The organism is Streptococcus periodonticum, from assembly GCF_003963555.1.
GTDB classification, from domain to species: Bacteria; Bacillota; Bacilli; order Lactobacillales; family Streptococcaceae; genus Streptococcus; species Streptococcus anginosus.
The window spans coordinates 612,056-632,629 of record NZ_CP034543.1; the positions used below are offsets into that span (position 1 = coordinate 612,056).

20 protein-coding genes, 1 tRNA gene and 1 other RNA gene are annotated in these 20,574 nt (G+C 40.1%); 21 read left to right on the top strand and 1 reads right to left on the bottom strand.

Annotated elements, in window-relative coordinates:
- Positions 1-10: 10 nt before the first annotated feature.
- From EHW89_RS02965 to EHW89_RS03035, 15 genes are all read left to right on the top strand, one after another.
- Complete coding sequence (locus tag EHW89_RS02965; RefSeq protein WP_049516760.1) at positions 11-2,407, top strand: glycogen/starch/alpha-glucan phosphorylase; 2,397 nt, start codon at positions 11-13, stop codon at positions 2,405-2,407.
- Positions 2,408-2,740: 333 nt separating this feature from the next.
- A complete protein-coding gene (locus EHW89_RS02970; protein ID WP_003025282.1) occupies positions 2,741-2,941 on the top strand; it encodes a F0F1 ATP synthase subunit C in 201 nt (66 codons plus the stop codon).
- 39 nt (positions 2,942-2,980) lie between these two features.
- Complete coding sequence (atpB, locus tag EHW89_RS02975) at positions 2,981-3,694, top strand: F0F1 ATP synthase subunit A (protein WP_126466643.1); 714 nt, start codon at positions 2,981-2,983, stop codon at positions 3,692-3,694.
- A gap of 14 nt (positions 3,695-3,708) precedes the next feature.
- Positions 3,709-4,203 carry a F0F1 ATP synthase subunit B gene (gene atpF / locus EHW89_RS02980; RefSeq protein ID WP_022526687.1) on the top strand — a complete coding sequence of 165 codons (495 nt, stop codon included), beginning with the start codon at positions 3,709-3,711 and terminating at the stop codon, positions 4,201-4,203.
- Positions 4,203-4,739, top strand: a complete 537-nt coding sequence (locus EHW89_RS02985; RefSeq protein ID WP_106384168.1) for a F0F1 ATP synthase subunit delta — start codon at positions 4,203-4,205, stop codon at positions 4,737-4,739. Before atpF ends, EHW89_RS02985 begins: the two co-directional genes overlap by 1 nt.
- A 15-nt stretch (positions 4,740-4,754) precedes the next feature.
- Positions 4,755-6,260 (top strand): F0F1 ATP synthase subunit alpha, encoded by a 1,506-nt coding sequence (gene atpA, locus EHW89_RS02990; protein ID WP_003030489.1) that lies wholly within the window; start codon positions 4,755-4,757, stop codon positions 6,258-6,260.
- Between the two features lie 15 nt (positions 6,261-6,275).
- Complete coding sequence (locus EHW89_RS02995) at positions 6,276-7,154, top strand: F0F1 ATP synthase subunit gamma (protein WP_003030484.1); 879 nt, start codon at positions 6,276-6,278, stop codon at positions 7,152-7,154.
- 34 nt (positions 7,155-7,188) lie between these two features.
- Positions 7,189-8,595, top strand: a complete 1,407-nt coding sequence (atpD, locus tag EHW89_RS03000) for a F0F1 ATP synthase subunit beta (protein ID WP_003030503.1) — start codon at positions 7,189-7,191, stop codon at positions 8,593-8,595.
- 10 nt (positions 8,596-8,605) lie between these two features.
- Positions 8,606-9,025, top strand: coding sequence for a F0F1 ATP synthase subunit epsilon (locus EHW89_RS03005; RefSeq protein ID WP_003025266.1), 420 nt, complete (start codon positions 8,606-8,608; stop codon positions 9,023-9,025).
- Between the two features lie 104 nt (positions 9,026-9,129).
- On the top strand, positions 9,130-9,360 hold the full coding sequence (locus EHW89_RS03010) for a DUF1146 family protein (RefSeq protein WP_022526685.1): 231 nt from the start codon (positions 9,130-9,132) through the stop codon (positions 9,358-9,360).
- Positions 9,361-9,398: 38 nt separating this feature from the next.
- Positions 9,399-10,679: a UDP-N-acetylglucosamine 1-carboxyvinyltransferase gene (gene murA, locus EHW89_RS03015; RefSeq protein ID WP_126466644.1), complete on the top strand. Its 1,281-nt coding sequence runs from the start codon at positions 9,399-9,401 to the stop codon at positions 10,677-10,679.
- A complete protein-coding gene (locus tag EHW89_RS03020; RefSeq protein ID WP_003030460.1) occupies positions 10,672-10,848 on the top strand; it encodes a DNA-directed RNA polymerase subunit beta in 177 nt (58 codons plus the stop codon). Before murA ends, EHW89_RS03020 begins: the two co-directional genes overlap by 8 nt.
- 100 nt (positions 10,849-10,948) lie before the next feature.
- Positions 10,949-11,794, top strand: coding sequence for a DNA/RNA non-specific endonuclease (locus EHW89_RS03025; RefSeq protein ID WP_126466645.1), 846 nt, complete (start codon positions 10,949-10,951; stop codon positions 11,792-11,794).
- A gap of 289 nt (positions 11,795-12,083) precedes the next feature.
- On the top strand, positions 12,084-13,820 hold the full coding sequence (locus EHW89_RS03030; protein WP_126466646.1) for an ABC transporter ATP-binding protein: 1,737 nt from the start codon (positions 12,084-12,086) through the stop codon (positions 13,818-13,820).
- Positions 13,821-13,829: 9 nt separating this feature from the next.
- Entirely contained in the window at positions 13,830-15,599 is a 1,770-nt protein-coding gene (locus EHW89_RS03035) for an ABC transporter ATP-binding protein (protein WP_126466647.1), read from the top strand.
- 497 nt (positions 15,600-16,096) lie between these two features.
- Here EHW89_RS03035 and EHW89_RS03040 read toward each other — a convergent pair whose 3' ends face one another.
- The gene (locus tag EHW89_RS03040; RefSeq protein WP_126466648.1) at positions 16,097-17,098 is read right to left on the bottom strand and encodes a YdcF family protein; all 1,002 of its coding nucleotides are present in this window, start codon (positions 17,096-17,098) and stop codon (positions 16,097-16,099) included.
- Between the two features lie 137 nt (positions 17,099-17,235).
- Here EHW89_RS03040 and ssrA point away from each other — a divergent pair.
- From ssrA to metA, 6 genes are all read left to right on the top strand, one after another.
- Positions 17,236-17,585, top strand: a transfer-messenger RNA (tmRNA) gene (ssrA, locus tag EHW89_RS03045).
- 8 nt (positions 17,586-17,593) lie between these two features.
- Positions 17,594-17,681: transfer RNA gene (locus EHW89_RS03050), tRNA-Ser, on the top strand.
- Positions 17,682-17,830: 149 nt separating this feature from the next.
- Complete coding sequence (locus tag EHW89_RS03055; protein ID WP_003037448.1) at positions 17,831-18,211, top strand: CidA/LrgA family protein; 381 nt, start codon at positions 17,831-17,833, stop codon at positions 18,209-18,211.
- Positions 18,204-18,899 (top strand): LrgB family protein, encoded by a 696-nt coding sequence (locus tag EHW89_RS03060; protein WP_126466649.1) that lies wholly within the window; start codon positions 18,204-18,206, stop codon positions 18,897-18,899. The genes EHW89_RS03055 and EHW89_RS03060 overlap by 8 nt, the downstream gene beginning before the upstream one ends.
- Positions 18,900-19,016: 117 nt before the next feature.
- A complete protein-coding gene (locus tag EHW89_RS03065) occupies positions 19,017-19,529 on the top strand; it encodes an adenine phosphoribosyltransferase (RefSeq protein ID WP_003025236.1) in 513 nt (170 codons plus the stop codon).
- A 99-nt stretch (positions 19,530-19,628) separates the two neighbouring features.
- Positions 19,629-20,573: a homoserine O-acetyltransferase MetA gene (gene metA, locus EHW89_RS03070; protein WP_126466650.1), complete on the top strand. Its 945-nt coding sequence runs from the start codon at positions 19,629-19,631 to the stop codon at positions 20,571-20,573.
- Position 20,574: the final 1 nt, after the last annotated feature.

Here is a 20,574-nt window from a genome sequence, read left to right on the forward strand (position 1 = left end):
CTATTCAGAAATGGAACTAACAAAAGAACAGTTTCTTCAAGATTTTAAAGATATTTTACATGAAGAACAGTTAATTAAGGTAGAAGATGCCACTCCGACAGAGCTGTTTCAAACCTTAGCACGTACGATTCGCAAATACATCACTCCTATGTGGTTGGAACGACGAAACAAACTAGTAGAAGACAAGCAAAAAATTGCTTATTACTTTTCGATTGAATTTCTGCCTGGGCGAATGCTGGAAACCAATTTACTAAATCTTGGAATCCTCGATGTTGTCAAAGAAGGCTTTGACGAATTAGGTGTTGATTTTACGGCTGTCAAACAGGCTGAGCACGATATGGCGTTAGGAAATGGCGGTCTTGGTCGTCTTGCAGCAGCTTTTATGGATTCACTTGCAACCACAGGCTATCCGGGATTTGGCAATGGAATCCGCTATCGCTACGGACTTTTCAAACAAAAAATTGTAAATGGATATCAAGTCGAATTGCCGGATGATTGGTTTGGTAGTCTAGGAAACGTCTGGGAAACGCGGAAAGATCATGATGTTGTAGATGTTAAAATCTTTGGAAATGTCTATCTGCAAGCCAACAAAGAAGGGCGAATGCTTCCCGTTTATGAAAATTCGCAAACTCTCCGTGCAGTACCTTACGATGTACCACAAATTGGTTTTGGAAATGACGTTGTTAACAATCTTCGTCTTTGGGATATCGAAATTCCTGAAGAATATGAGCTAGAATATCCAACAATTGAAGCACGCCGCAAAGTACAAGATATCACAGCTATTTTGTATCCAGATGATTCAAGCTATGAAGGAAAAGAGCTACGCTTGATTCAAGAATATTTCATGACCAGTGCCGGCTTGCAGACGATTATCAAATCTTATCGGAAGCAAGGGCTGCCTTTAGAGCAAATTCATGAAAAGGTATCGGTTCATATCAATGATACCCACCCAGCGGTTGCACCAGCAGAGTTTATGCGGCTTTTACTTGATGACTGCGGTCTTGAATGGGCAGACGCTTGGAATGCAACAGTAAAGACGATGAGTTATACCAATCACACCATTCTTTCAGAAGCCTTAGAAAAATGGGATGCGGAACTCTTTAAAAATGTTCTTCCTCGTGTTTACCAGATCATTCTTGAAATTGACAATCGCTATGTTTCTGAAATGGCTGCGCGTGGCATTGACCCGCAAGTGATTGAGAACACTCGGATTGTCAAAGATAACCAAGTTCACATGGCGCATCTCGCGATTATTGGAGGTCATTCGGTCAATGGGGTGGCAAAACTTCACACAGAACTTCTCAAAGAAGATACGTTGCGTGACTTTTATGCCATTTATCCTGAAAAATTCAATAATAAAACAAATGGTATCATTCAACGTCGCTGGTTGCAAATTGCAGATGAACCATTGTCAAATGAGATTGATCGCTTGATTGGTAACGGCTGGCGGACAAACATTCATGAACTTCGTAAGCTCTTAGACTACAAAGATGACCCACAAGTTTTGAGTGAATTTTATAATGTCAAGCAAGAAGCAAAGGCGCGCTTAGCAGCTTTCATCAAAGAATCTACGGGAGTAGAAGTATCAACGGAAGCTATCTTTGATGTACAAGTGAAGCGGCTTCACGCTTATAAGCGTCAATTGCTCAATTTACTCCATATCCTTAAATTATATTGGGATTTAAAAGACAATCCTGATAAAGATATGGTGCCACGTGTCTTCATTTTTGGTGCGAAAGCAGCGCCAGGTTATCATTTTGCCAAATCTGTTATCAAATTGATCAACGAAGTGGCTAATCTTGTCAATAATGATGAGAGTCTACAAGGCAAGCTAAAGGTTGTTTTCCTTGAAAATTATCGGGTCAGCTTGGCTGAACTCATCATTCCTGCTGCAGATGTGTCAGAGCAAATCTCGCTCGCTTCCAAGGAGGCTTCCGGCACATCTAATATGAAATTCATGATGACAGGCGCCATTACTCTGGCAACCCTTGACGGAGCCAATATTGAAATCAAAGATGAAGTCGGAGATGACAATATTGTAATTTTCGGTATGGACAAAGATGAAGTCTATGACCATTATGCTCGTCATGATTACTACTCACGTGGTGTTTATGAAAGCAATCCTGTGGTTCGCCGTGTGGTGGATAGTTTTGTGGACGGAACCATTCCAAATGTCCGGAATGAAGGTTCTGAGATTTATGAAGCTTTGATTACGCACAATGACGAATACTTCCTTCTGGAAGATTTTACTTCGTACGTAGCGGCTCAAGAAAAGATTGACCAACTCTATCGTGACAAAGAAAAATGGGCGCGCATGAGCCTTGTTAATATCGCAACATCTGATAAATTCACATCAGATGATACGATTGAACAATACGCCAAAGAAATTTGGAACCTGAAAAAGTAATAAGCTAGGGGCTGGGACTTATCCAGCTTCTTTGTTGAAAAAGTGAATTGTAGTTTTTGTCTATATTTAATCGATAAAGATTGCCTATAATATACATATATAGGGAAACAAAATTCGATAATTGGAAATAGCTATTTCTACATCAACAAACTGATAGTGGGATCAAGTTCGTTTTACTACTATTTTAAAACCATAATTGTTGCAGGATAGCCTACTTTTTTGGAAATTGAAAGAAATCCGTATAAAACGTTTCCAAAAGACAAAAACATTTGACAAAAAGAATTTTTAGGACTAAACTAAGTAAGTAAATTTTAAACATAAGGAGAATTCATCATGAATTTAACATTTTTTGGATTATGTCTTGCCTGTATGGGTGTTTCACTCGCTGAAGGTTTTTTAATGGCAAATCTATTTAAATCAGCATCACGTCAACCAGAAATCATTGGTCAGTTGAGAACGCTTATGATCATGGGGATTGCCTTTATCGAAGGTACTTTCTTCGTAACACTTGCGATGTCATTCATCATTAAATAAGAAAAGAAAGTTATTCTTTAGAAAAGGGGGTGGAGTTCGTTGGAAGAAAGTGTAAATCCAACCATCACTTTAGGTCCTGTGACCTTTGATTTGACTCTACTTGCTATGTCTCTTCTAACCGTACTTATCGTATTTGCTTTCGTCTATTGGGCTAGTCGGAAAATGACTCTAAAGCCTTCTGGTAAGCAAAACGTCTTAGAATACCTCTATGATTTTGTCATTGGCTTTACAAAGGGCAATATTGGCGATAAGTATATGAAGAATTACTCTCTATTTATCTTTTCCTTATTCCTTTTCGTTGCAGTAGCTAATAACCTTGGCTTGATGGCAAAAGTGCAGACAACCAAGGGATATAACTTGTGGACATCTCCAACAGCTAATCTTGCATTTGACCTAGGATTTTCATTCTTGATTACCTTGATTTGTCACATTGAAGGGATTCGCCGACGTGGGGTGAAAGCGTATCTCAAAGCTTTTGCGACACCTGTTGGAATGACTCCAATGAATATTTTGGAAGAATTCACCAATTTTGCTTCTTTGGCTTTGCGGATCTATGGTAATATCTATGCAGGGGAAGTTCTGTCTGGCTTGTTATTAACTTTGTCACAACAAGCTGCTGCTTGGTATCCAATAGCATTTGTCTTGAATCTCATTTGGACTGCTTTTTCAGTCTTTATTTCATGTATTCAAGCATACGTGTTTACCATGTTAACATCTATGTATCTGGGTAAGAAAATTAACGGTGAGGAATAGAAGGGAGAAAAGAGATGAATATTACTTTAGGTAGTCTTATTGGGGATTTTATCCTTGTTGCAGGCTCATTTCTTCTGTTAATCGTTTTAATTAAGAAATTTGCCTGGGATAATATTACAAGGACTTTTGAGCAACGTGCCAAAAAGATTTCAGATGATATTGATGGCGCAGAGTCTGCTCGTCAAAAAGCAGAAGATTTAGCTCAAAAGAGAGAAACAGAATTAGCGGGTAGTCGTCAAGAAGCGACAACAATTATTGAAAATGCCAAAGAAACTGCTGAGAAAAACAAAGCAGGAATCTTGGCAGATGCAGCTGATGAAGCTGGACGTTTAAAAGAAAAGGCTAATCAAGAAATCGCTCAAACCAAAGCAGAAGCCATGAACAGTATCAAAGGTGATGTAGCCGATTTGACTGTAAATCTTGCTAGCAAAATTTTAGGTCAAAAATTGGATCAAGAAGCTCACAAAGAGCTCATTGACCGCTATATTGACAAGCTAGGAGATGCTTAATGGACAAAAAAAGATATGCGGTAATTGAAAAATATACCACACCTTTTGTCCAACTCGTGATTGAAAAAGGTCAGCAAAAAGATGTTTTTGAAAAGCTTCAGCAAATCAAAGACATTTTTGACAATACAAATTTATCTGCCTTTTTATCACATATTGGTGTTGATGATACAGAAAAAGAAAGAAGCCTTCGCTATTTTCAAGGATCTGATTCATCCTTGATTGACAATTTCATTGAAGTTATTATTCATAATCATCGTGAAGATCTTTTTTATGATATTTTAGTAGAAAGTCTTCACCAGCTTGAAAAAATTAGTAATGAATTTGAAGTGACAATCAAATCAGTTCAAGGTTTATCGGAGGAGCAAAAATCTAAAATTATTCCGATTATTGAGCGAAAATTTGGATTGCAGGTTCGTTCTTTAAAAGAAGAACTGGATGCAAGCCTCATTGGTGGCTTTATCATCACAGCTAATAATAAGACAATTGATGCAAGTATTAAACGTCAATTACAAACAGTAAAAGAAAATTTGAAATAGAAAGTGGTGTGAATTTTGGCGATTAACGCACAAGAAATCAGCGCTTTAATTAAGCAACAAATTGAAAATTTCCAGCCAAATTTTGACGTCACAGAAACAGGGGTCGTCACATATATTGGTGATGGAATCGCCCGTGCTCATGGTCTTGACAATGCAATGAGTGGTGAGCTGTTGATTTTTGAAAATGGCTCATACGGTATGGCACAAAACTTAGAATCAACAGATGTAGGGATTATCATTTTAGGTGATTTCACAGATATTCGCGAAGGGGATACCATTCGTCGAACTGGTAAAATCATGGAAGTGCCTGTCGGAGATGCTTTGATTGGTCGGGTTGTGGATCCGCTCGGTCGTCCGGTTGATGGGCTTGGCGAGATCAAGACAGATAAGACGCGTCCAGTTGAAACACCTGCTCCAGGGGTTATGCAGCGGAAATCTGTATCAGAACCGCTTCAAACAGGTCTGAAAGCGATTGATGCTTTGGTGCCAATCGGTCGTGGGCAACGGGAATTGATTATCGGAGACCGTCAAACGGGTAAAACAAGTATTGCGATTGATGCGATTTTGAACCAAAAGGGACAAGATATGATTTGTATCTATGTTGCCATTGGTCAGAAAGAATCCACGGTTCGTACGCAAGTAGAAACGCTTCGTCAGTATGGAGCGTTGGATTACACAATCGTTGTCACAGCGTCAGCTTCTCAACCTTCACCATTGCTGTTTTTAGCACCTTATGCAGGTGTAGCAATGGCAGAGGAATTTATGTATAGTGGCAAACACGTTTTGATTGTCTATGATGATTTATCAAAACAAGCGGTTGCTTATCGTGAACTGTCACTCTTGCTTCGTCGTCCACCAGGTCGTGAAGCTTTCCCAGGAGACGTATTCTATCTTCATAGCCGTCTTTTGGAACGTTCTGCCAAAGTTTCGGATGAATTAGGTGGTGGTTCTATTACAGCACTGCCGTTTATCGAAACGCAAGCAGGAGACATCTCCGCTTATATCGCAACCAATGTAATTTCAATTACAGACGGTCAAATCTTCTTAAGCGACAGTCTCTTTAATGCAGGTGTTCGACCTGCTATTGATGCCGGTTCATCTGTATCACGTGTAGGTGGTTCTGCACAGATAAAAGCGATGAAGAAGGTTGCCGGAACCTTGCGTATTGACCTTGCTTCTTATCGTGAACTGGAAGCATTTACCAAGTTTGGTAGTGATTTGGATGCTGCGACACAAGCTAAATTGAATCGTGGTCGTCGGACGGTAGAAGTCTTGAAACAACCGGTTCATGAACCATTACCAGTTGAAAAACAAGTCGTTATTTTGTACGCCTTGACACATGGTTTCTTGGATAGTGTACCGGTTGATGATATTCTTCATTTTCAAGCAGAACTGTTTGATTACTTTGATGCTCATCATGAAGACCTCTATGAAATCATTCGTACAACAAAAGACCTTCCAGAGGAAGCAGTCTTAGATGCTGCAATTACTGAATTTATCAATCAGTCTAGCTTCAAGTAAGAATAGAGGTGTCAGATGGCAGTTTCATTAAATGATATAAAAAATAAAATTGCATCCACAAAAAACACCAGTCAAATCACAAATGCTATGCAAATGGTATCTGCTGCTAAGCTAGGAAAGTCAGAAGAAGCGGCCAAGAATTTCCAAATCTATGCTTCTAAAGTCAGAAAGTTGTTGACAGATTTGCTTCATGGTCATGAAGTGCAAAATTCCAAATATCACCCTATGTTGATTAGTCGTCCGGTGAAAAAAACAGCTTATATCGTTATTACATCGGATCGCGGCTTAGTTGGCGGTTACAATGCGACCATTCTCAAATCCATGATGGAACTTTTTGCAGAATACCATGATAAAGATGATTTCGTCATCATTTCAATCGGTGGTATGGGCTCGGACTTCTTTCGGGCACGCGGGCTTCAGCCTATTTATGAATTACGTGGTTTAGCAGATCAACCGAGCTTTGATGAGGTTCGTAAAATCATTGGCAAAACGGTTGAAATGTACCAAAACGAATTGTTTGATGAATTATATGTTTGTTATAATCACCACGTCAATAGTTTGACCAGCCAAATGCGTGTTGAACAAATGCTTCCAATCGTGGATTTGGATCCAAATGAAGCAGACGAAGACTACGTTTTGAATTTGGAATTGGAATCTAGTCGCGATGTCATTTTGGATCAATTGTTGCCTCAGTTTGCTGAAAGTATGATCTACGGGGCAATTATTGATGCGAAAACAGCAGAAAATGCAGCTGGAATGACCGCGATGCAGACAGCAACAGATAACGCGAAAAAAGTTATCAATGATTTGACCATTCAGTATAATCGTGCTAGACAAGCAGCTATCACGCAAGAAATTACTGAAATTGTGGCGGGTGCAAGTGCACTAGAATAGTGTCACAGAAAATAAATATAAAGAGGAGAAAAGAATGAGCTCAGGCAAAATTGCTCAGGTTATCGGACCAGTCGTTGACGTTGCGTTTGCAGCTGGTGATAAATTACCTGAGATAAATAATGCACTTGTAGTCTATAAAAATGACGAAAATAAATCGAAAATCGTCCTTGAAGTAGCTCTTGAGCTTGGTGACGGAGTGGTTCGGACCATTGCTATGGAATCAACTGACGGGTTGACTCGTGGCATGGAAGTCCTAGATACTGGTCGTCCAATTTCTGTCCCCGTTGGGAAAGAAACACTCGGTCGCGTCTTTAACGTTTTAGGAGATACCATTGACTTGGAAGCTCCTTTTGGTGAAGATGCAGAACGTCAACCAATCCACAAAAAAGCTCCAACTTTTGATGAGTTGTCTACTTCATCAGAAATCTTAGAAACAGGAATCAAGGTTATTGACCTCCTTGCACCTTATCTAAAAGGTGGGAAAGTCGGGCTTTTCGGTGGTGCCGGAGTTGGAAAGACAGTCTTGATTCAAGAATTGATTCACAACATTGCCCAAGAACACGGTGGAATTTCTGTCTTTACTGGTGTTGGAGAACGAACACGTGAAGGGAACGACCTTTACTGGGAAATGAAAGAATCTGGCGTTATTGAAAAAACAGCCATGGTCTTCGGTCAAATGAATGAACCACCTGGAGCACGTATGCGTGTGGCTTTGACTGGTTTGACCATTGCCGAATATTTCCGTGATGTCGAAGGTCAAGATGTGTTGTTATTCATTGACAATATCTTCCGTTTCACGCAAGCAGGTTCTGAAGTATCTGCCCTTCTTGGACGCATGCCTTCAGCAGTTGGTTACCAACCAACACTTGCGACAGAAATGGGACAATTGCAAGAACGGATTACGTCAACCAAGAAAGGTTCTGTAACCTCTATCCAAGCTATCTATGTGCCAGCCGACGACTACACTGACCCTGCGCCAGCTACAGCGTTTGCTCACTTGGATTCTACAACCAACTTGGAGCGGAAATTGGTGCAATTAGGGATTTACCCAGCAGTTGACCCACTTGCTTCTAGCTCCCGTGCCCTTGCTCCTGAAATTGTCGGAGAAGAGCACTATGCTGTAGCAGCAGAAGTGAAACGCGTCCTTCAACGTTACCATGAATTGCAAGATATTATTGCAATCCTTGGTATGGATGAATTGTCAGACGAAGAAAAGACTTTGGTTGCGCGTGCGCGTCGAATTCAATTCTTCTTGTCACAAAACTTTAATGTTGCTGAACAATTTACTGGGCAACCAGGTTCTTATGTACCAGTTGCTGATACAGTTCGTGGCTTTAAGGAAATCCTTGAAGGAAAATATGATCATCTTCCTGAAGATGCCTTCCGTGGTGTTGGTTCTATCGAAGATGTCGTTGCTAAAGCTGAAAAAATGGGATTTTAAGAGGTGACCTATGGCTCAAATGACAGTACAAATCGTGACACCTGATGGTCTAGTTTTTGACCACCATGCAACGTTTGTTTCCGTTAAAACTCTTGATGGAGAAATGGGGATTTTACCGCATCATGAAAATATGATTGCTGTTTTGGCTGTCGATGAGGTCAAAGTGAAGCGGATTGATGATGAAGATCATGTCAATTGGATTGCTGTGAATGGTGGAATTGTCGAAGTGGCTGATAATGTAATCACCATCGTTGCAGACTCTGCTGAACGCGCTCGTGATATTGACATCAGTCGTGCTGAAAGAGCAAAATTGCGTGCCGAGCGTGCCATTGAAGAAGCACAGGAAAAGCATTTAATTGACCAAGAACGTCGTGCCAGAATTGCCCTTCAACGTGCCATTAACCGAATTAACGTTGGAACAAGATTATAATATGTAAAGGCCAATTGGCCTTTTTTATAATGGCTTTTTTGTTATTGGTAGATGATTCGTGTCCGATAGTTTGCTCTCATCTATTTTTTTGGTATAATGGGGATATGATTCAGTTAATTTTTACGCTTAGTAGCCATATGATCTTTATTTTTCTTTCATTTCACTTGCTTTCTACTGTTGTGAATTGGGAAAAACTATTGAAAGTGAATGCTGACAATGCTTTTAGAATTCGTTTTTTGATTTTATTGCTTAGTATTGCATTAGGCTTTTTGCTCAGCTCTTTCTTCCTCAGTCTCTATGCATTGGGACGTGATGTGTTTAGTAGCAATTTATAAGATGAGAAAAGTAATAAAATAAGTGTTTTGGAGAAAATATGGATAAAATTATTATACAAGGTGGTTCAAATCCATTAGTTGGTTCGGTTAAAATTGAAGGTGCCAAAAATGCTGTTTTGCCTTTGCTTGCAGCAACTATTCTAGCGACGACAGGGAAAACAACTCTAACCAATGTCCCTGTGCTATCCGATGTATTTACAATGAACAATGTAGTCCGTGGGTTGAATACAAAAGTGACCTTTGAGCAAGAAGAAAACAAGATTACGGTGGATGCTACACAGCCATTGAGTGAAGAAGCACCTTATAAATATGTCAGTAAAATGCGTGCTTCAATTGTTGTATTAGGACCTATTTTGGCGCGTAATGGTCACGCAAAAGTTTCCATGCCAGGTGGCTGTACGATTGGAAGCCGTCCTATTGACCTTCATTTGAAAGGGTTAGAGGCAATGGGAGCAGAAATTAAGCAGACGGCTGGATTTATTGAGGCCAAAGCTAACCGATTGCATGGAGCTCATATTTACATGGATTTTCCAAGTGTGGGTGCGACGCAAAATATTATGATGGCAGCAACGTTAGCAGACGGTGTGACTGTTATTGAAAATGCAGCTCGGGAGCCTGAAATTGTGGATTTAGCTGTTTTGTTAAACAAAATGGGTGCTAAAGTCCGTGGTGCAGGTACGGAAACATTAACTATTACTGGGGTTAAGGAATTATCTGGGACAAGTCACAGCGTGGTCCAAGACCGTATCGAAGCCGGAACTTTTATGGTAGCAGCTGCTATGACAGGTGGCAATGTTCTTGTGCGAGATGCTATCTGGGAGCATAATCGTCCGCTTATCGCGAAATTGATGGAAATGGGTGTGTCTGTTACCGAAGAAGACGAAGGGATTCGGATTCGTTCAGATTTATCCAAGCTAAAAGCGGTCAATGTGAAGACTCTTCCGCATCCAGGTTTCCCAACAGATATGCAGGCACAATTTACAGCTTTGATGACGGTTGCCAAGGGTGAGTCTACCATGATTGAAACTGTTTTTGAGAATCGTTTCCAACATCTGGAAGAAATGCGTCGGATGGGTTTATATTCAGAAATTATGCGGGACACAGCTCGTATCGTCGGTGGTCAAGCCTTGCAAGGGGCAGAGGTGATGTCAACAGACTTGCGTGCGAGTGCCGCGTTGATTTTAACAGGCTTAGTTGCAGAAGGTGAAACAAAAGTAGGACAACTAACTCACTTGGACAGAGGCTATTACCAGTTCCATAAAAAGTTGTCTAACTTAGGTGCTTCTATTAAGCGAGTGAAGGAAGAAGACGATGAATAATGATTTGAAATACGTTGGAAAACAAGTTGGAATTGTTCTAGCAGTCTTGTTGCTTGGTTTGATTTTGTTTTCACTTGGCTTAGTTGTTGGCTACGGTGGAAAAAATCCATGGGCTATTTTATCGCCAGATAAGTGGCAGGAAATCATCAGCAAATTCACAGGACAATAGACAATAATATTGATAGGAAAAAGGGAGTGAGACAGAGGTCGTGATTTCGTAGAAGTTGGCTTTGAGTCCCGCTTCCTATTTATTTAAAAAGGGGGGAGAAATGGCGAGAAAGAAGTCCAACCAGAAAGTAGCGCAAAGTGTAGTAGGCGTATTTCTTGCACTCGTTCTTGCGCTGGGAGGTTATTCTTTTAGCAATCATCGCACTAGTACGAGTCATTCTGATAGCTCTGCTATTAATCGAAGTATTCGGATGAATCATGCAGCACCCAGTCAAGAATTAGCACAGAGTATTTTGACAGAATCTGTTAAACGACAGCTCAAAGGAAAGATCGAATGGAATGGATCGGGAGCCTTTATAATCAACGAAAATAAAACAACATTGGATGCCAAAGTTGCAAGCGTTCCTTACGCGGATAATAAGACCAAGTTTGTTCGAGGTCAGACTGTTCCGACTGTAGCCAATGCTCTTTTATCCAAAGCCACTCGTCAGTATAAGAATCGTGAGGAAACAGGAAATGGATCCACGACTTGGACACCTGCTGGTTGGCATCAGGTGAAGCATTTATCAGGTGAATACAATCATGCGGTTGACCGTGGGCATTTGTTGGGTTATGCTTTGATTGGCAACTTGAAAGGCTTTGATGCTTCGACCAGCAACCCGAAAAACATCGCTGTGCAAACAGCTTGGGCTAATCAAGCCAATACTAGTTATTCTACGGGTCAAAATTTTTATGAAACAAAGATACGTAAGGCACTAGACAAAAATAAACGAGTTCGGTATCGGGTGACTTTGATTTATGCCAATGAACAGGATTTGGTGCCGGTTGGTTCGCATATTGAAGGCAAATCTAATGACGACAATCTGGAAATAAATGTCTTTGTCCCCAACGTACAGACAGGAATTCGATTAAATTATCAGACAGGAGAAGTGACCGTTACCAACTAGATTATTGCTAACGTTGCATTTATATCATCTTTTTGTTATACTATTTTTACATGAGGTCGGACAAAAAGTATCTCAGCCTCTATCTAATTTAGTGATAAGCGAATGACGCAGTAGGTGATTGGAATCTTTATTCGCTTTTCAAGCTCGAAAGAGCACCTAATCACCCTTGCGGGGGTGGGACTACGAACTTAAATTTTTCAAGATAAGTTCTGTCCCACTCCCATTTTGTCTAAAAATTACGTTGGTGCTTTTTTATTGTGGATTTATTTTATGAGGAGAAAGGAGAAACATGAAGTATATTTGGTCTTATTTGAAAAAATATCCTAAATGGTTGATGCTGGATTTCTTTGGTGCTGTCTTCTTTGTCGTGGTGAATCTCGGTTTGCCGACTGTTTTGGCACGAATGATTGACGAAGGGATTAATCGAGGAGACAGCAATCGTTTGTATTATTGGGCGATTGTGATGCTCATTGTCATTTTGCTAGGAGTCTTTGGACGGATTGTCCTTGCCTATGCTGCTGGGAAATTAACGACGAGCATGGTACGGGACATGCGCAATGATGTGTATGATAAATTGCAAGAGTATTCCCATCATGAATACGAGCAGATTGGTGTTTCATCCTTAGTGACACGGATTACCAGTGATGCTTTTGTTTTGATGCAATTTGCAGAGCAATCCTTAAAATTGGGTGTCATTACGCCTATGATGATGATGTCTAGTGTGATGATGATTTTTTTCACTAGTCCTTCCTTAGCTTGGATTGTCGCAATTTCCGTTCCTTTTCTTGGCATTGTCGTTTGGTATGTGGCGACAAAAACACGTCCTCTATCAGAAAAGCAACAAAAAACGTTAGACAAAATCAATCAATACGCGCGTGAAAATTTAACGGGTCTGCGCGTCATTCGGGCTTTTGCACGAGAAGAATTTCAAGAAGAGCGCTTTGCTTCACAAAATGAAATTTATGCGGATAATTCCAATCGCTTATTTAAATTAACTGGTTTGACAGAACCGCTCTTTGTTCAAATCATCATTGCCATGATTGTTGCCATTGTCTGGTTTGCTTTAAAACCACTTGGTACAGGAGACTTGCAAGTTGGGGATTTGGTTGCTTTTATCGAATACAGTTTCCATGCTTTGCTGTCTTTCTTGTTGCTATCTAGTTTGTTTACGATGTATCCTCGTACAGCTGTTTCAAGTGAACGCTTGAAAGAAGTAATGGAAATGCCGATTTCGATCAATCCAAACGAAGACGGTGTTACGGAGACAGACAGTCACGGTTATTTAGAGTTTGACAATGTTACTTTTGCTTATCCTGGTGAGACTGAAAGCCCAGTGCTACATGATATTTCATTCAAAGCGAAACCTGGTGAAACGATTGCTTTTATCGGCTCGACCGGCTCAGGAAAGTCTTCATTGGTGCAATTGATTCCGCGTTTCTATGACGTGACACTTGGAAAGATTTTAGTAGACGGAGTGGACGTGCGTTCTTATAACCTAAAAGCGTTGCGGCAGAAGATAGGTTTCATTCCACAAAAGGCTTTGCTGTTTACGGGAACAATCGCAGAAAATCTGCGGTATGGGAAAGAACATGCTAGTCGTGAGGAATTGGTGCAAGCAGCAGATGTAGCACAAGCGAGAGACTTTATCGAAAGCAAGGAAGAGCGTTTTGAAACGCATTTGGCAGAAGGAGGGAGCAATCTCTCTGGTGGTCAAAAGCAACGTCTCTCCATTGCGCGGGCGGTCGTGAAAGAACCAGATATTTATATTTTTGATGATTCATTTTCTGCGTTGGACTATAAGACCGATGCCATTCTTCGAAGTCGACTCAAAGAAGTTACGCAAAATGCTACTGTATTGATTGTAGCACAACGTGTGGGAACCATTATGGATGCAGATCAGATTATTGTTCTGGATAAGGGAGAAATTGTCGGGCGCGGAACACATGAAGAATTGTTGCAACAAAACGATATCTATCGCGAAATTGCTAATTCTCAGCTTAATAGTCAATCACTAACAGAAGAATAGGAGGGAAAGATGAAACAACATAGTTTTATGCGCTTGTGGAGTTATTTAAAAGTTTATAAACTCTCAGTAATCCTTGCTATCTTTTTGAAGGTGGTGAGTATTGTGATGAGCGTGCTAGAGCCTTTTGTACTTGGTCTTGCTATTACAGAATTGACACGAAATGTGCTGGACATAGCAAAAGGAGTCGAAGGCGCCAGTATAAACACAACATATGTCTTTTGGGTAATGGCACTTTACCTTTTGCGTGGTTTGTTCTATGAAATTGGGGCTTACTATTCTAATTATTTTATGACCAATGCGGTGCAAAATACGGTACGCGATATGCGCAATGAGTTGAGTTCTAAAATTAATCAAATTCCAGTTTCTTACTTTGATAAGCATCAATTTGGAGATTTGCTAGGGCGCTTTACCAGTGATGTAGAGACTGTTTCAAATGCGCTTCAACAATCATTCTTACAAGTTGTAAATGCGGTTTTGACCATTACCTTAGTTATCGGAATGGTCTTGTATCTTAATTTTCAACTGGCTTTGATAGTGATTGCTAGCATTCCTTTGACCTACTTTGGGGCGAATTTTATCTTAAAGAAATCGCAGCCGTATTTTAAAAAGCAAGCAGATGCGCTGGGTGCTATGAACGGATTTGTGCAGGAAAATCTGAGCGGTTTTAATGTGCTGAAACTCTATGGCCGTGAAGAAACATCTTCAGAAGATTTTCGCGAAATCACGCAAAATCTCCAAGAAGTTGGCTTCAAAGCTAGCTTTATTTCGGGTTTGATGATGCCAATTTTGAACGCCGTTTCAGATTTGACCTATTTGATTGTAGCGGTTGTTGGCGGTCTGCAAGTCATTTCTGGACAATTAACGATTGGGAACATGCAAGCATTTGTACAATATGTGTGGCAAGTGAACCAACCAATCCAAAACTTAACGCAACTGGCTGGGCAATTGCAGAGTGCTAAGTCTTCGCTGGATCGTGTCTTCCAAGTTTTGGATGAACCAGACGAAGTAACAGATGTGAAAGAGTGGCTGGAGCATGATTTGACAGGTCAGGTTAGCTTCAAGCATGTTGACTTTCAATACGTGGAAAACAAACCGCTCATTCGAGACTTTAACTTAGAAGTTAAGCCGGGCGAAATGGTAGCGATTGTCGGTCCAACGGGTGCCGGAAAGACCACCCTCATCAATCTGCTCATGCGTTTTTACGATGTAACTGCTGGTTCGATTTCTGTCGATGGTCACGATATTCGTAACTTATCACGACAAGAATACCACAAACAATTTGGAATGGTCTTGCAAGATGCTTGGCTTTATGAAGGAACAGTCAAAGAAAACTTGCGTTTTGGAAATCTGAATGCGACAGATGAAGAGATTGTGGAAGCTGCCAAAGCGGCTAATGTCGATCATTTCATTCGGACGCTTCCAGGTGGTTATAATATGGAAATGAATCAGGAATCCAGCAATATTTCGCTAGGACAAAAACAATTGCTGACCATTGCGCGAGCATTATTAGCCGATCCAAAAATCTTGATTTTGGATGAAGCAACCTCGTCCGTTGATACACGCCTAGAGCTCTTGATTCAAAAAGCGATGAAGAACCTCATGCAAGGACGAACAAGCTTTGTCATTGCTCACCGCTTATCGACGATTCAAGAGGCGGACAAGATTTTGGTTCTCAAAGACGGGCAAATCATTGAGCAAGGAACTCACGAATCGCTTTTAGCGGATAAAGGTTTCTATTACGACTTATATACAAGTCAGTTTGCTAAGAAAGAAGCCTAACGAATAAAGGAGCAAAAGAAAACTCCAATTAAACAATAAAAACACGAACTCTGTCTTTGACTAGTTGCTAGCTAATCTGGACGAGTTCGTGTTTTTTTATCTTTGGTGACATAAAGCTAAAATGCAATTGCTCTGTCTCACAACTATTTTTTGCTAAATCTTCAAAACTGCATGACATTTCTTCCGTCCGCCCAGCGGACGAAATGAACTAGTTTTGATTTATATTGTCAGCCGGGCGGATGGGGTGGATTAGTTTTGATTTATATTGTCAGCCGGGCGGATGGGGTGGATTAGTTTTGATTTATATTGTCAGCCGGGCGGATGGGGTGGATTAGTTTTGATTTATACTGTCAGCCCGGCGGACGAGGCGAATGAGTTTTGGTTTATATTGTCAGCCGAGCGGACGAGGCGAATGAGTTTCAGTTTACTTTGTCGCCCCAGTCGACAGCTTCAATCGTTTTCTACGAATTGTTCATTCCGTTAAGTAAAATTACGCCTTATCGAAAGAGGTTAGTAAGCCAAACAATGAAATACAATCCAAGAAAAACGGCATGCCATTTCCAATAAAGCATGATTAGTCCAAGTGTTTCACGTATCCAAGCCGACGGGAGAAAATAAAGTGCTGTTCTAGAGCCGATACTTCGCCCCTTTATGCCGAGCTTTCGCATGTAAATACCTGCTCGCAAAGAGTGGAAAGAGTTGGTGACGACCAAGCAATAGTAATTTTCCTTACTTTTTTCGTCTAAAATAGTTTTGCTAAACTGCAAATTTTCTAAGGTATTGGTTGACTGCTGTTCAATTATAATATCTTTTTGTGGAATACCTACTTGCCTTAAATATTGCGCCATTGCTTCTGCTTCAGTTATTGGTTCATCGACACCTTGTCCTCCAGAAACGACAATTTTGGGATGGTTATGAAATTTTTCATACATCATCTTCCCCTTTTCAAGTCGTTGAGCGAGAAGAGGCGGAACCTTGTCTCCTATCAAACCAGACCCTAAGATGATGATGTAGTCTAAATGTTTTATGACGGGAAAAGTATTATAAACAAAACCGTAAAGGATATAGGTCACATAAAGATAGCTACCATAAATTAGAAGTCCATTTGTAAGAGATAGGATTTTATGAAGAAAGATAAAATGAGGAAAGAAAAAAGTAAGCGCTAGGGAAAGAGCAATAGCGAGTCCATAAAAGAGGGAGAGAAGGTTTGCTAAACGCCTACCTTCAAAGGTCATCATCTGTCTGCCATTAAAAATGAGATAAATGGTTGAAATTATAACACTCAAAGGAATGAAAAGTGCTAAGATGAGCAAAGAAAGCATTGCCAGATTTCTATTGACAAGTTGTTCCATATGAATCACAAATAAACCAGAAACGATAGCGGCAAATAAAATTAAAACGATACTAAGCAAATACGCATTGAAGAGTCGCCTTGGCTCCATATAAAACAAGGCAAGAAAAAGAAGAGCAGGAAGAAGCCAAATAAGATGCAATACCATAATGTGATAACAATCCTTTCAAACAGATTCCTTTTTAGTATAGCATAAAAGTTCCTGTAAAAAATAATAGATTCAAAAAGAATAGACTTAAAAATTGAAATATTATTAAAAAATATGGTATAATACTTTTATGTCTTGGGGTCGTTACGGATTCGACAGGCATTATGAGGCACATTTTGCGACTCATCGAGCGGATGTAAAGCGCCAGTTAAATATAACTGCAAAAAATAATAATTCTTACGCTTTAGCTGCCTAAAAAACAGCCAGCGTGACCAGATTCGGATCGCTCGTGTTCGATGACCGGTCTTAATAATAGCGAGATACGATTAAGCCTTGTCTAGGGGCTTGATAAGAGACTGATAGACTCGCTTGGCTTGGGCTTGAGTTATGTGTCAAAGCGAAGTTAAATCCAATACATAACCTATGGTTGTAGACAAATGTGTTGGCAGGTGTTTGGACGTGGGTTCAATTCCCACCGGCTCCATTGTTAAATATGGAAGATTACTCAAGAGGCTTAAGAGGCTGTGTTGGAAACGCAGTAGGCGTGTGAAAGCGTGCGTGGGTTCGAATCCCATGTCTTCCGTTTTACTACAAAACGCTCGTTAGTAGCGTTTTTTCTTACTAGAAGATAAAATGAGTGAAGAGAACGGATTCACTCATTTATTTTTTTGAAAAATATTGAAATTTTTCTGAAAAGTAGTAGACTGTTACTAGAAAGTTTGGAGGTTTCTTGTGAAATTATACGTACAATTGATGATTATTTTTTCGATTTCTTTGATAGGAGAAGGGATTTCCTATCTTTTTCATTTGCCTATTCCAGGAAGCATTATTGGCCTCATTCTTCTTTTTTTGGCTTTGCAATTTAAAATTTTCAGATTGCGGCATGTGAGTATGGTGGGAAATTTTTTATTAGCCAATATGACCATTTTATTTTTGCCGCCAGCGGTTGGAATTATGGATAAATTTCATGTCATTGCGCCTTATTTGTTGCCGATTGTTTTGATTATTGTTGGGGCGATTGTGATCAATGTGGTTGTCATTGCCGTGGTTGTTCATTTTATCAAAAATCGCTTTGAAGGAGATTACGGAGAAGGAGAAACAAGAAATGTCTAATTTGTGGGGCAATCCTTTATTTGGTTTGGCTTTATCAATCTTTGCTTATCTGGTAGGAATGTTGATTTTTCGCAGATTTCCGCATCCTTTGACAACCCCTTTACTTCTAGCCACCATATTTGTCATTGTATTTTTAAAATTGACAGGAATTTCTTACAAGAATTACTACGTAGGCGGGGCGTATTTGAATAATCTCATTGTGCCGTCAACGGTTGCACTGGGAATTCCTTTGTATAAAACATTTCATCTCATGAAACACCATGCCAGAAGCATTTTGATTGGTACTTTTGTAGCAGTGGTAGTGAATACCAGTTTTACAGCTTTGGTCGCAAAGGCTTTTGGAATGGATTTTTTCTTAGCAATTTCACTCTTTCCCAAATCAGTAACAACAGCTATGGCGGTTGGAATTACAGATAAAATGCAAGGGCTGACGACAGTGACGTTGGTAGTTGTAGTTGCAACGGGAATCTTGACAAGTGTGATCGGTCCGACTGTTTTAAAAATCTTAAAAATCAAAGATCCTGTTGCAGTAGGCTTAGCTTTTGGAGGAACGGGACATGCTGTTGGGACAGGGACAGCTTTTAAATATGGACAAGTCGCAGGAGCTATGGCTGGTCTAGCTATTGGCGTGACAGGGATTATGTATGTGATTGTCAGTCCAATTGTTGCAAGTATTATTTTAAAATAGCAAAAGACGAGAATGACTGTGCTGTGACTATTTTTTGAAAGCAAGTATGTTTTCTGCCCCATTTCCTAAAAAACATGATATAATAGAGAGTAAAAACTTTTTGATAGAAAGACAGTTATGGATTTAAAAGATTATATTGCAACCATTGAAAATTACCCGCAAGAAGGGATTTTATTTCGTGACATTAGCCCATTGATGGCAGATGGAAATGCCTATAGCTATGCTATTCGTGAAATTGTCCAATATGCTACGGACAAGAAAATTGATATGATTGTCGGTCCAGAAGCGCGTGGATTTATTGTTGGATGTCCGGTAGCTTATGAGCTTGGGGTTGGTTTTGCTCCAGTACGTAAGCCTGGGAAATTGCCTCGTGAGGTTATCTCAGCTAGTTATGAAAAAGAGTATGGTGTAGATACCTTAACAATGCACGCAGACTCTATCAAGCCTGGACAGCGTGTACTGATTGTTGATGACCTTCTTGCAACGGGAGGAACGGTTAAAGCAACAATTGAAATGGTTGAACGTTTAGGTGGTATCGTTGCAGGTTGCGCTTTCCTTATTGAATTGGATGAATTGAAGGGACGCGAAGCTATTGGTAACTACGATTACAAAGTTCTCATGCATTATTAAGGTATAACTAAAAGCTATATCTTGTTGTAGAAAAAGTATAATTGAAAACTATATCTCCTTTCAGTATAATAAAAGCAGAAAGCAAAAGGAGATATTTTCATGCCTATTAAAATTGATAAGAAATTACCAGCTGTTGACATTTTAAGATCTGAGAATATCTTTGTCATGGATGATGAGCGTGCAGAACACCAAGATATTCGTCCTCTGAATATCTTGATTTTGAATTTAATGCCGCAAAAAACAGTGACGGAAACACAGTTGTTGCGTCATTTAGCAAATACGCCATTGCAACTTCGGATTGAATTTCTTTACATGACTTCTCATACCTTCAAAACGATGCATGCGAACTATATGGAGGCGTTTTATAAGACTTTTGACGAGATCAAAGGTCGTTATTTTGACGGTTTGATTGTCACTGGAGCGCCAGTCGAGCATTTGCCTTTTGAAGCAGTAGATTATTGGGAAGAATTTCGACAAGTTATTGACTGGTCCAAATCGCATGTTTACTCAACGTTGCATATTTGTTGGGGAGCGCAAGCAGCTCTTTATGCTCGTTATGGCATTGCTAAACACCAGATGAAGCGCAAGTTGTCCGGTATTTATAGTCAATCCACACCAGAAAAACCAAATTTGCTGTTCCGCGGCTTTGATGATGAATATGCAGCTCCTCATTCGCGTTATACAGAAGTTCGCAAAGAGGATATTTTAAATAAGAGTAATTTGGAAATTTTAGCTTGTGGAGAAGAAGTCGGTACCTCCGTTGCGGCAAGTCGTGATCTTCGCGAAGTGTATAGCTTTGGTCATTTGGAATATGACCGCGAGACCTTGGCAAAAGAATATTTGCGTGATGTAGACGAAGGGCTGAATCCGCATATTCCAGAAAATTATTTCAAAAATGATGACGTTACTTCAACTCCGTGTTTGCGATGGAATCTGGCTGCGGCGCTGTTTTTCAACAATTGGATTAATTATGCTGTTTATCAAGAAACGCCATTTGACTGGGCAAATGCAGCAAATGACGCGTCCTTGTTTGCTTATTTATAAG

Bases quoted from the DNA above. Each gene is read 5' to 3' on its own strand.
- EHW89_RS02965 (WP_049516760.1), top strand. From the start codon at position 11: ATGGAACTAACAAAAGAACAGTTTCTTCAAGATTTTAAAGATATTTTA.
- EHW89_RS02970 (WP_003025282.1), top strand. From the start codon at position 2,741: ATGAATTTAACATTTTTTGGATTATGTCTTGCCTGTATGGGTGTTTCA.
- atpF (WP_022526687.1), top strand. From the start codon at position 3,709: ATGAATATTACTTTAGGTAGTCTTATTGGGGATTTTATCCTTGTTGCA.
- EHW89_RS02985 (WP_106384168.1), top strand. From the start codon at position 4,203: ATGGACAAAAAAAGATATGCGGTAATTGAAAAATATACCACACCTTTT.
- EHW89_RS02995 (WP_003030484.1), top strand. From the start codon at position 6,276: ATGGCAGTTTCATTAAATGATATAAAAAATAAAATTGCATCCACAAAA.
- atpD (WP_003030503.1), top strand. From the start codon at position 7,189: ATGAGCTCAGGCAAAATTGCTCAGGTTATCGGACCAGTCGTTGACGTT.
- EHW89_RS03005 (WP_003025266.1), top strand. From the start codon at position 8,606: ATGGCTCAAATGACAGTACAAATCGTGACACCTGATGGTCTAGTTTTT.
- EHW89_RS03010 (WP_022526685.1), top strand. From the start codon at position 9,130: ATGATTCAGTTAATTTTTACGCTTAGTAGCCATATGATCTTTATTTTT.
- murA (WP_126466644.1), top strand. From the start codon at position 9,399: ATGGATAAAATTATTATACAAGGTGGTTCAAATCCATTAGTTGGTTCG.
- EHW89_RS03020 (WP_003030460.1), top strand. From the start codon at position 10,672: ATGAATAATGATTTGAAATACGTTGGAAAACAAGTTGGAATTGTTCTA.
- EHW89_RS03025 (WP_126466645.1), top strand. From the start codon at position 10,949: ATGGCGAGAAAGAAGTCCAACCAGAAAGTAGCGCAAAGTGTAGTAGGC.
- EHW89_RS03030 (WP_126466646.1), top strand. From the start codon at position 12,084: ATGAAGTATATTTGGTCTTATTTGAAAAAATATCCTAAATGGTTGATG.
- EHW89_RS03035 (WP_126466647.1), top strand. From the start codon at position 13,830: ATGAAACAACATAGTTTTATGCGCTTGTGGAGTTATTTAAAAGTTTAT.
- EHW89_RS03040 (WP_126466648.1), bottom strand. From the start codon at position 17,098: ATGGTATTGCATCTTATTTGGCTTCTTCCTGCTCTTCTTTTTCTTGCC.
- EHW89_RS03060 (WP_126466649.1), top strand. From the start codon at position 18,204: ATGTCTAATTTGTGGGGCAATCCTTTATTTGGTTTGGCTTTATCAATC.
- EHW89_RS03065 (WP_003025236.1), top strand. From the start codon at position 19,017: ATGGATTTAAAAGATTATATTGCAACCATTGAAAATTACCCGCAAGAA.
- metA (WP_126466650.1), top strand. From the start codon at position 19,629: ATGCCTATTAAAATTGATAAGAAATTACCAGCTGTTGACATTTTAAGA.